The organism is Agrobacterium bohemicum, assembly GCF_002896715.1.
Taxonomy (GTDB): Bacteria; Pseudomonadota; Alphaproteobacteria; order Rhizobiales; family Rhizobiaceae; genus Agrobacterium; species Agrobacterium bohemicum.
Window position 1 is genome coordinate 158,892 of the sequence record NZ_PGEL01000027.1, and the last position, 10,724, is coordinate 169,615.

Annotated in this window: 11 protein-coding genes; 6 read left to right on the top strand and 5 right to left on the bottom strand. The window is 55.4% G+C overall.

The window, feature by feature from the left end; translation table 11 throughout:
* The first annotated feature begins 97 nt into the window (after positions 1-97).
* The 3 genes from CUC55_RS16195 (at position 98) to CUC55_RS16205 (ending at position 2,203) form a co-directional block, all read left to right on the top strand.
* The gene (locus CUC55_RS16195) at positions 98-991 is read left to right on the top strand and encodes an ATP-binding cassette domain-containing protein (RefSeq protein ID WP_103088515.1); all 894 of its coding nucleotides are present in this window, start codon (positions 98-100) and stop codon (positions 989-991) included.
* A complete protein-coding gene (gene znuB, locus CUC55_RS16200) occupies positions 984-1,802 on the top strand; it encodes a zinc ABC transporter permease subunit ZnuB (RefSeq protein ID WP_103088766.1) in 819 nt (272 codons plus the stop codon). Before CUC55_RS16195 ends, znuB begins: the two co-directional genes overlap by 8 nt.
* Positions 1,799-2,203 (top strand): Fur family transcriptional regulator, encoded by a 405-nt coding sequence (locus tag CUC55_RS16205; protein WP_103088516.1) that lies wholly within the window; start codon positions 1,799-1,801, stop codon positions 2,201-2,203. Before znuB ends, CUC55_RS16205 begins: the two co-directional genes overlap by 4 nt.
* Here CUC55_RS16205 and CUC55_RS16210 read toward each other — a convergent pair.
* Positions 2,200-2,727 carry a gamma carbonic anhydrase family protein gene (locus CUC55_RS16210; protein WP_103088517.1) on the bottom strand — a complete coding sequence of 176 codons (528 nt, stop codon included), beginning with the start codon at positions 2,725-2,727 and terminating at the stop codon, positions 2,200-2,202. The genes CUC55_RS16205 and CUC55_RS16210 overlap by 4 nt on opposite strands.
* Positions 2,728-2,741: 14 nt before the next feature.
* The gene (locus tag CUC55_RS16215) at positions 2,742-3,431 is read right to left on the bottom strand and encodes a fumarylacetoacetate hydrolase family protein (RefSeq protein WP_103088518.1); all 690 of its coding nucleotides are present in this window, start codon (positions 3,429-3,431) and stop codon (positions 2,742-2,744) included.
* 137 nt (positions 3,432-3,568) lie between these two features.
* Here CUC55_RS16215 and dusA point away from each other — a divergent pair, with 137 nt between their 5' ends.
* Positions 3,569-4,582 (top strand): tRNA dihydrouridine(20/20a) synthase DusA, encoded by a 1,014-nt coding sequence (dusA, locus tag CUC55_RS16220; RefSeq protein WP_067642938.1) that lies wholly within the window; start codon positions 3,569-3,571, stop codon positions 4,580-4,582.
* A 9-nt stretch (positions 4,583-4,591) separates the two neighbouring features.
* Here dusA and CUC55_RS16225 read toward each other — a convergent pair whose 3' ends face one another.
* Together CUC55_RS16225 and uvrA are read right to left on the bottom strand one after the other, a co-directional pair.
* Positions 4,592-5,392, bottom strand: a complete 801-nt coding sequence (locus CUC55_RS16225) for a DUF72 domain-containing protein (RefSeq protein WP_103088519.1) — start codon at positions 5,390-5,392, stop codon at positions 4,592-4,594.
* Positions 5,393-5,434: 42 nt separating this feature from the next.
* A complete protein-coding gene (gene uvrA, locus CUC55_RS16230; protein WP_103088520.1) occupies positions 5,435-8,356 on the bottom strand; it encodes an excinuclease ABC subunit UvrA in 2,922 nt (973 codons plus the stop codon).
* 289 nt (positions 8,357-8,645) lie between these two features.
* On the opposite strand from uvrA, the gene CUC55_RS16235 reads away from it, so the two are divergent.
* Both CUC55_RS16235 and CUC55_RS16240 read left to right on the top strand, forming a co-directional pair.
* Positions 8,646-9,176, top strand: coding sequence for a single-stranded DNA-binding protein (locus CUC55_RS16235; protein ID WP_067642947.1), 531 nt, complete (start codon positions 8,646-8,648; stop codon positions 9,174-9,176).
* Between the two features lie 34 nt (positions 9,177-9,210).
* Positions 9,211-9,468 carry a hypothetical protein gene (locus CUC55_RS16240; RefSeq protein WP_067642950.1) on the top strand — a complete coding sequence of 86 codons (258 nt, stop codon included), beginning with the start codon at positions 9,211-9,213 and terminating at the stop codon, positions 9,466-9,468.
* Positions 9,469-10,005: 537 nt separating this feature from the next.
* On the opposite strand, the gene CUC55_RS16245 is transcribed toward CUC55_RS16240, so the two are convergent.
* On the bottom strand, positions 10,006-10,635 hold the full coding sequence (locus CUC55_RS16245; RefSeq protein WP_103088521.1) for a MarC family protein: 630 nt from the start codon (positions 10,633-10,635) through the stop codon (positions 10,006-10,008).
* Between the last annotated feature and the right edge of the window lie 89 nt (positions 10,636-10,724).

The window sequence follows — 10,724 nt, forward strand, 5'->3', positions numbered from 1 at the left end:
AGCTCCACTTGTATGCGTATGTTATGTTATTACATATGTTGCGTAACGCTATAACGTATGCAATAGCCTTAGGCAACAGCGACAATTGGNAAAACATATGCTTCATTCTCCGGCCCGGAATGACAACGATCTCGTTTCACTTTCCAATGCGGGCGTAAAACGAAACGGCCGCTGGCTGGTGCGGGGCGTGGAGTTTTCCGTTCGTCGTGGTGAAATCGTCACCCTGATCGGCCCGAATGGCTCTGGCAAATCGACCAGTGCAAAAATGTCGACTGGCGTTTTAAAGCCGGACGAGGGTAGTGTTGCGCGCATTGCCGGATTGAAAGTCGGCTATGTGCCGCAAAAATTGTCCGTCGATTGGACGATGCCACTGACTGTTCAGCGGTTAATGACCCTGACCGGGAAATTGCCTGTGGGCGAAATCGAAGCGGCTCTTGATGCCACCGGCATTGCTCATCTAGCNAAAGCAGAGGTACAGCATTTGTCTGGCGGCGAGTTTCAACGTGCGTTGCTGGCTCGCGCAATTGCCCGCAAGCCTGATCTGCTGGTGCTGGATGAGCCAGTGCAAGGGGTGGATTTCTCGGGTGAGATCGCCCTCTATGACCTCATCAAAAACATCCGAAATTCCACAGGCTGCGGTATTCTGCTGATCTCGCATGATCTGCACATCGTCATGGCTGAGACGGATACCGTCATTTGCCTGAACGGGCATGTCTGCTGCCGCGGCACGCCGCAAGCAGTTAGCCGGAGTGCTGAATATATGCGTCTGTTCGGCGGCGCTGCGGGGAAGGGACTTGCCANTTACAGCCACCAGCACGACCACACGCATCTTCCAGACGGTCGCGTGCAGCATGCCGATGGAACGCTGACAGATCATTGTCACCCCGATGACGGCCACCACCATGATCTCGAACATGCGGAAGATAGTCATGGATGCGCTAACCAGCACCATGATCATGGACAGCACAGCCACGGAGCCAAGCATGTTTGACGATTTCTTCGTCCGTGCCATCGTCGCGGGCGTGGGCGTGGCATTAATGGCTGGCCCACTCGGCTGTTTCGTCGTTTGGCGGCGCATGGCCTATTTCGGCGATACAATGGCGCATTCCGCGCTTCTGGGCGTCGCACTTTCCCTGCTGTTCCAACTCAACCTGATCGTCAGTGTCTTTATCGTCGCGTCGGTCGTGTCTCTGATTCTGCTATTCCTGCNAAAGCGTCAGGCTTTATCGTCCGATGCGCTGCTTGGCATTCTCTCACACTCCGCGCTCGCCTTCGGTCTCGTCATCGTCGCCTTCATGACCTGGGTTCGTATCGATCTCGTGGCATTCCTGTTCGGTGACATTCTGGCCGTGTCCGTGTCCGATATCCAATTAATATGGGGTGGCGGCATCATCGTACTTTTGGCGATCGTCTATTTGTGGAAGCCGTTGCTGGCGTCCACTGTCAATGCAGAACTTGCGGAAGCCGAGGGCATGCGTCCCGAGCGCTCCAAGCTGCTTTTCATGTTGCTTATGGCTCTGGTCATCGCCATTGCGATGAAGATTGTCGGCATCATGCTGATCACGTCGCTTCTGATCATACCCGCCGCCACAGCTCGCCGGTTTTCTGCTACGCCAGAAATCATGGCGGTTCTGGCATCCGTGATCGGCGCTGTCGCGGTCATTGCAGGGCTGATGGGCTCATTGCAATACGACACGCCGTCAGGGCCATCCATCGTTGTTGCCGCTGTTATGCNTTTCATCTTGAGTCTCTTGCCTGCGCCCGGATTTCTGCGCAAGGCGGAGCAAGGAGGCCGCTCATGACCACACCAAATCTCACCCGCAACCAGTCGCTGGTATATGACGCGCTGTCGCGCACGCAGGCACCACTCAGCGCCTATGTCATTCTCGACAAGCTGCGTGATGCCGGCTTTCGAGCGNCCCTGCAGGTCTATCGGGCGCTGGAAAAGCTGATTGAATTGGGGCTGGTTCACCGCCTGGAAAGTCTCAATGCTTTCGTCGCTTGCGCTCACACGCAAACAGATTGCTGTACGCATCATCATGGAAGTGTGGCGTTTGCCATCTGCAATGCCTGTGGCCAAGTCACGGAGTTTCATGATCATCAGGTCGATCACAGCTTGGGCCACTGGGCAAAAAGCCAGAAGTTCAAAGCTGAAAAGACCACAATAGAAATTCGCGGACTGTGCGAGGCGTGCGCGTCCTAGAGCGGCTGCAGATCTTTTGCAAAGCGTTGCCAGTTGCGCACGTAATTTTTGGCAGACTGCGTTAAGGCTGCGACAGCCGCGTCATCGAGAGTGCGAATAGCGCGTGCAGGTGAGCCGACGATCAGTGAGTTGTCAGGAAATTCCTTGCCTTCCGTCACCAAAGCATTGGCACCGATGAGACAGTTCTTGCCGATCTTCGCCCCATTCAGCACGGTGGCGCCCATGCCGACAAGCGAGTTATCGCCAATCGTGCAGCCGTGAATGATCGCGTGGTGACCAATGGTGCAGCCTTCACCGATCGTTGCGGGNAAACCGGGATCGGCATGCACCATGACACCTTCCTGAATGTTGCTACCGCGCCCGACCGTTACAGGTTCGTTGTCTCCCCGCAGCGTCGCGCCGAACCATATGCCGACATCCTCTCCCAACGTGACAGACCCGATAACATTGGCATCGGGTGCCACCCAGTAGCGGTCATGATCCGGGGTTTTGGGGACGCGTTCGCCGAGGCGATAAAGCGGCATGGTTTTCCTCCGTTTCAGACGATCTTGACCGACAAGGTGCCGATGCCGCCAACGCCACAATCGATACGATCACCGACAACGATGGGACCGACGCCAGCGGGCGTGCCGGTCATGATAACATCACCTGCTGCGAGCGTGAAAAGCTTCGACAGTTCGGCGATGATTTCCGCTGNTTTCCAGATCATCTGGTCGAGATCGCCGGATTGCTTGCGCTCGCCATTCACCTCCAGCCAAACAGCGCCATTGGCTGGGTGACCAATTTTGGAGGCCGGAACGAGAGGTGAAACGGGAGCGGAATGCTCGAAAGCTTTCGCGCTTTCCCAGGAGCGGCCCATTTTCTTGAGCGCATCCTGCATGTCGCGGCGCGTCATATCGATGCCGACCGCGTAACCCCAGACATGGTCAAGCGCCTGCTCCACTGGGATGTCCGATCCACCGCTTTTCAGCGCAACCACGCATTCAACTTCGTAATGTACATTGGACGAGAGGGCAGGATAGGGNAAATCATTGCCCGCNGGCAGAAGATTTTCAGCANTTTTCTGGAAGNAAAATGGTGGCTCGCGGGACGGATCATGTCCCATCTCTATCGCGTGATCAGCGTAGTTGCGCCCTACGCAATAGACCCGGCGCACCGGAAATGTCTCGCTCGTGCCATCAACGGGCAGAAGAACGGACTGAGGAACGGGAATAACGGTCGCGGACATAGCGCTTGGCTCCTGATTTCAGGGGATGTTTGTCCCGCGATTCTGCCGGAATTTCCAGTTTAAAATCACACTCGGCAGTAAACTGGCTTTATCGCACACATTGCGCTAAAAGCCCCGCNAAAGAGGTGTCACAATCCATGTACGAAGAAGCTCTCGCAACCGGTGGCAAGATATTTGCAGTCGCGCCGATGATCGACTGGACGGATACGCGGTGCCGTTTTCTTCACCGGCAGTTGTCCAGTCATGCTTTGCTGTACACGGAAATGATCGTGGCCGACGCCATTATCTACGGGCAGCGTGACAAGCTGTTGGGCTATCACGCAGCCGAGCATCCAGTCGCGCTCCAGCTTGGTGGCTCGGACCCAGGGAAGCTTTCGGAAGCGGTGAAGATTGCCAGCGGTTACGGATATGACGAAATCAATCTGAATGTCGGCTGCCCTTCCGACCGAGTGCAATCGGGCACGTTCGGCGCCTGCCTGATGCGTGAACCGGAAACGGTCGCTCGCTGCGTAGCGTCCATGAAGGCGGTCACGACCGTGCCTGTTACGGTGAAATGCCGGATCGGCGTGGATGATCAAGAACCTGAGACGGTATTGCCGGACTTCATCTCCAAGGTGGTAGAGGCCGGTGCGGACGCTGTTTGGGTCCATGCGCGCAAAGCGTGGTTACAAGGTCTTTCGCCAAAGGAAAACCGTGACGTACCTCCGCTCGATTACGAACTCGTATATCGGATGAAGCAGGATAATCCTGGCATTTTCATCGGGATCAATGGAGGGATTACCGACCTTGATCAGGCGGAAGCGCACCTGAAGCACATGGATGGCGTCATGCTGGGGCGCGCCGCCTATCACAACACGTCGATACTGGCGGATGTCGATCACAGCATTTACGGCAAACCGGCGCAGGATGCCGATTGGATGGCGTTGCGGGACACGATGATGGAGTATGCGAGAGACTATATCGCGAAGGGCGGTCGGCTCAACCACGTTACTCGGCACATGGTCGGGTTGTTTCAGGGCATGCCGGGCGCAAGGCGGTTTCGCCAGATTTTATCGAGTGACGCAACGAAACCGGGCGCGGGTCCAGAGGTAATTACCGCCGCTTTCGCGGCGATCAATTTCGACATTGCCGATAGCAATATTGCGGTCTAGCAACAGGCGCTAAACCATCGTCTGCATCAACCGCGCACCATTCGGTGCATTGACTTTGCCGCCGGTGATGAAGAATGCAAACACGTCCCGTGCTTTTTTCTCCGCTTTCCGGTCAGGTGCGATCAAGGGCAGATCGTCGGGAGCGCCGCCTTGCGCATAGGTCTTCAACCGCTCGCTCCAAGCCTTCATGTCCNTTTCCGGATAGCAGGTTTCGATATCGTCTTCGCCCTTTTGAAGACGGCAATAGACGAAGTCTCCCGTTACGTCCGGCAGCATCGGATAGTCGTGATGATCGGCACAGACGACGGCGACCTTGTGTTTTGCAAGCAAGTCGATGAATTCTGGCACCTGAAAGCTCGGATTACGGACTTCAACGACGTGCTGAAGCGTCATCCCGTCCTGCTTTTCCGGCAACAAGGCGAGAAATGCTGCGAAATCATCAGGCTCGAACGACTTTGTCGGTGCGAACTGCCAGAGGATCGGGCCGAGATGATCGCCAAGCTCGGTCAACCCCTGGGTCAGAAACTTGGTCATTGATTCACCGGCCTCAGCCAGTACCTTGCGATTGGTCACGTACCGGCTCGCCTTCAGCGAAAATATAAAGCCATCCGGCACCTCCGATGCCCATTTGGCAAAAGTTTCCGGCTTCTGGCTGCCATAATAGGTGCCGTTTACCTCAATGGCTCGCAACTGGCTGCTGGCATGTTCAAGCTGGCGTCTTTTTACCAGCTTGTCAGGATAGAACGTGCCTTCCCAGGGCTCAAAGGTCCAACCGCCGATACCGGCTCGGATCGTGCCTGTCTTGCTCATCNTTTCCTCCCTCCACGCATCCATTGCACGTCAGAACGTCTATTACTCTGCCGCCTGTATCTTCTTATCGGAACGGCGCTCCAGAAGTTCCTTGAGGAACTGGCCGGTATAAGAGCGTTTTTCCTTGACGATCTGTTCTGGCGTTCCGGTCGCGACGACTTCGCCACCGCCGGTGCCACCTTCGGGACCGATGTCGATCACCCAATCCGCCGTCTTGATGACTTCGAGATTGTGCTCGATGACGACGACGGAATTGCCCTGATCGACCAATTCGTGCAGCATCTCCAGAAGCTTCTTGACGTCGTGAAAGTGCAGGCCGGTCGTTGGCTCATCGAGGATGTAGAGCGTACGTCCCGTCGAGCGCTTGGATAGCTCCTTGGCCAATTTCACGCGTTGCGCTTCACCTCCCGACAGAGTGTTGGCCTGCTGGCCAACCTTGATATAGCCGAGACCGACATCGAAGAGCGACTGCAATTTGTCACGCACCGCAGGCACGGCTGCGAAGAATTCAACACCTTCCTCGACGGTCATATCGAGCACGTCGGCGATCGACTTGCTCTTGAATGTGACATCAAGCGTTTCGCGATTGTAGCGCTTGCCGTGGCAGACGTCACAGGTCACATAGACATCCGGCAGGAAGTGCATCTCGATTTTGATGACGCCGTCACCCTGGCAGGCTTCGCAACGTCCGCCCTTGACGTTGAAGGAAAAGCGACCGGGTGCATAACCACGCGCCTTCGCCTCGGGCAGGCCGGAGAACCAGTCCCGGATCGGCGTAAATGCACCGGTGTAAGTGGCAGGGTTCGAACGCGGTGTACGGCCGATAGGCGACTGGTCGATATCGATGACCTTGTCGATAAATTCNAAACCATCGATCCGATCATGATCTGCCGGAATTTCACGTGCGCCCATGACGCGTCGCGCCGCGGACTTATAGAGCGTCTCGATTAGGAACGTCGACTTGCCGCCGCCTGAAACACCCGTAACCGCCGTGAAAACACCAAGCGGCACTGACGCCGTCACATTTTTCAGATTGTTGCCGCGCGCGCCGACGACTTTGATCTCTTTGCCNTTTTTTGGCTTGCGGCGCTCTGACGGAACTGCGACACCCAACTCACCGGACAGATATTTGCCCGTTAGCGACTTCGGGTTGGCCATCACCTGTTGCGGCGTTCCCTCAGCAATCACTTCGCCGCCGTGAATACCAGCGGCAGGGCCGATATCAACCACGTAATCGGCAGTAAGAATGGCGTCCTCATCATGCTCGACCACGATGACGGTGTTGCCGATGTCACGCAGATGTTTCAGCGTGTCCAGCAAGCGGGCATTATCGCGCTGATGCAAACCGATCGACGGTTCATCCAGAACATAGAGAACGCCGGTGAGGCCAGATCCGATCTGCGATGCAAGACGAATGCGCTGACTTTCACCGCCAGACAAGGTCCCGGAATTTCGTGACAGGCTGAGATATTCCAGCCCGACATCGTTCAGGAACCGCAGGCGTTCGCGGATTTCCTTCAGAATCCGGGCTGCGATCTCATTCTGCTTAGTATTCAGCGATTCGGGCAGAACCTCAAACCAGTCTCGGGCTAGCTTGATCGACATTTCGGTGACTTGACCGATATGAAGTTTGTTGANTTTGACAGCCAGCGCTTCCGGCTTGAGGCGATAACCAGCGCAGGCCGGGCATGGTGCTGCCGACATATAGCGTTCGATCTCTTCACGTGCCCAAGCGCTGTCAGTTTCCTTCCAGCGCCGTTCGAGATTGGGAACGATGCCTTCGAAGTTTTTTACCGTCTTGTAGGAACGCGCGCCGTCCTGATACTGAAACTCGATCTTGTCGTCGGTTCCGCGCAGGATCGCCTTCTTTGCGGCGTCGGTCAGATCGTCCCAGCGGCTGGACAGCTTGAACCCGAATGCCTTGCCCAAAGCTTCCAGCGTCTGATTGTAGTAGGGTGACGATGATTTGGCCCAAGGTGCCACGGCACCATCTTTCAGAGTTCTCGCAGGTTCCGGCACGATGAGTGCCACATCCACCTTCTGCTGCGAACCAAGACCATCACAGGTAGGGCAGGCACCAAATGGATTATTGAAGGAAAACAGACGCGGTTCGATTTCCGATATGGTGAAGCCGGAGACGGGGCAGGCGAATTTTTCCGAAAACAGCACACGCTCATGCGTTTCATTCAGAGACTTGTTTGCAGATCCGCCCGCCGCTGTTTCTTCAGGGGGTAAAGGCTTGTCTGCAAATTCGGCAACTGCGAGACCATCTGCAAGCTTCAATGAGGTTTCGAGACTGTCTGCAAGACGCGCGGCCATATCCGGACGCACCACGGCTCGGTCCACGACGACATCAATATCGTGCTTGTATTTCTTGTCGAGCGCAGGGACATCGGCAATTTCGTAGAACTGCCCGTCAACCTTTACGCGCTGGAAGCCCTTTTTCATCAGGTCTGCCAGCTCNTTTTTGTATTCACCCTTACGCCCGCGAACCATCGGCGCGAGAATGTAGAGGCGCGTTCCTTCCTCTAGCGCCAGTACGCGATCGACCATCTGGCTGACGGTCTGGCTTTCAATCGGCAGGCCGGTGGCTGGCGAATAGGGAACACCTACGCGCGCAAAAAGCAGGCGCATATAGTCATAGATTTCCGTCACTGTGCCGACAGTCGAGCGAGGATTGCGCGATGTCGNTTTTTGCTCGATGGAAATCGCTGGAGACAGGCCTTCGATTTGATCGACATCCGGCTTCTGCATCATCTCCAGAAACTGGCGAGCGTAAGCGGACAGGCTTTCGACATATCGTCGCTGGCCTTCCGCATAGATCGTATCGAAAGCAAGCGAAGATTTGCCAGAACCCGAAAGCCCGGTCATGACGATCAGCTTGTTGCGTGGCAGGTCCAGATCGATGCCCTTGAGATTATGTTCGCGGGCGCCGCGGATCGAAATCGTCTTTAATTCACTCATGACAAGGCTCGGGATACTCGTTGGGAGGGGCAGGCTCTTATGTAATGACGCAGACCGGCGTGTCGAGATGTATTAACCTTTTCACGTCCGCTTTTCGTTGCACTTGACTCATCAATACAGCCTTAATAGAACAAAATAAGAACGAATTGCAAGACTAAGCGACCTGAAAGAACATTCCTTGTGGATTGTCGTTCCATCTGGTGCACATCAGGCCGAACGATGGGCTATGGTGTCCAGGATTTTAAAGATAAAATACTGGCCATGAGGGTCGGTAGACAGGATTGAGAAGATGGCTGGCAGCGTAAATAAGGTAATTTTGCTCGGGAACGTCGGCGCTGATCCGGAAATTCGCCGCACACAAGACGGTCGCCCGATTGCAAATCTTCGTATCGCGACGTCTGAAAGCTGGCGTGATCGCACGTCCGGCGAGCGAAAAGAAAAGACCGAATGGCACTCTGTCGTGGTCTTTAATGAAGGTCTTTGCAAGGTTATCGAGCAATATGTGAAAAAGGGCGCCAAGCTTTACATCGAGGGCGCGCTTCAGACCCGTAAGTGGCAAGACCAGACCGGCAATGACCGTTACTCCACGGAAATTGTGTTGCAGGGCTTCAACTCCACGCTGACGATGCTGGATGGCCGTGGCGAAGGTGGTGGTGCTGGCAACCGTGGCGGTGACGACTTTGGTGGTGGCGCATCCTATGGAGGCGGCAGCGGAAATTACGGTGGCGGTAATGACCAGCCTGCGCGCGGCGGCGCTTCCCGTGGTGGCCAACCAGCTGGTAATTTCTCCAATGATATGGACGATGATATTCCGTTCTGATTGATCGGAAAACGTATAGGGGCAAGGGTTGGCTATGACAGAAACGACGACGCCAGCGCGCCAGCCATCGACTTGGCGTATCGTGCTGGCCGCAATATTGGATTTCTTCACTGCGTTCTGGATTTTTGGTTTTATCGTCGCATCCGTCTCTGGCGGGCGCACGGAGGACGGATTCAGTGTTCAGGGCATGCCAGCGGTTTTGGTCTTTGCGCTGATCGTTGCTTATTTTCTTGTTTTTAATCGCTTCCTGGGCGGCACGATCTGGAAGCGGATTTTGAGGGCAAAGCGGTAACCCTCTAGTTCTCGGCTTTGTCTGCCAACATCGCGATCATCAGGGCTGACTGAGAAATGATGCCTGAGAGTTTGGCGTTTACTGACGACCGGCGAATTAATGCGGGCCTTGTTCCGCTAATATGATGATGGTGTTGTCTATGGCCGTATCCGGCGAGACGGTCTTGACCGGGTACGTCATAATGTTCTCGACCCTATCAATGGCGCGCTGCTGCCAGACAATATCAGCGCACAGGGCGAATTAGCCCGACTGCTGGGCGGCCTTTCGTCCAGCTAGGCTTGTTGAGGAAATCCGTCTGAGTACCGATACCGACGACTTCTGCCTTGTCGTTGTGATCGGTACTGCCTTGNAATGATGGTCGCGCATCATCGGATGAGGGGCTTTGACAAGCAACGCGCCTATACCGTGGCGCGCGGACGTTTCTTATCACTGACCGGCATAGCCTCCAGCCCGATAGTTCAGCAGATTTCGCATTCTCAAGGCTCTCGAATGTCAACGTGAATTGGCGTTTTAAAAGAGCATCCGGCGTTGTCTCTTTCAGGAAGCCATGGTGGACTTTACGCCATCGACCACGAACTGAACCGAAAGAGCCGCTAGCAATACGCCCAAAAGACGTGTGAGGATGGCACGACCGGTATTGCCGAGAAAACGGTCCAGCCGGTCGGCGGCGAGCAGTGTCAGNAAAACCAGCAGCATGCTGAAGGCCAGCAGAAGAATGAACAGGATTTTGTCAAAGCTGGTTTGCATGGACCCTGAAATCAGCACCGTGGCCGAGATTGCGCCCGGTCCGGCGATCAATGGTAGCGCCAAGGGGAAGACGGCGATGTTCTGCATGTGATCCAGCGTAATCGCCACTTCCGAGGTCTTTTCTTTACGCTCCTGCCGTTTTTCGAAAATCATTTCGAACGAGATCCAGAACAGCAGCATGCCGCCGGAAATGCGGAAGGCGCCCAGCGAGATACCAAGCATATCCAGAATGGACGACCCGAACAGCGCAAACATGGTAAGGATGCCGAAAGCGATGATCGAGCCGCGAAGGGCGACCTGACCACGTTGGGCGCGCGTCATGCCAACCGTAAGGGCCAGAAAGACAGGCGCGAGACCGGGCGGGTCTAGCGTGACAAGCATCGTGGTGAGTGCGTTGAGAAGAAGTTCGGTGCTTGCCATGTGTCCCCGCCATCCATCCTGGNAAATCAAGGCAAACGCCTCGGTCTCAGGTCGATTTTTCGTGCTATGGTAGGTAAGTCTGCATCCGT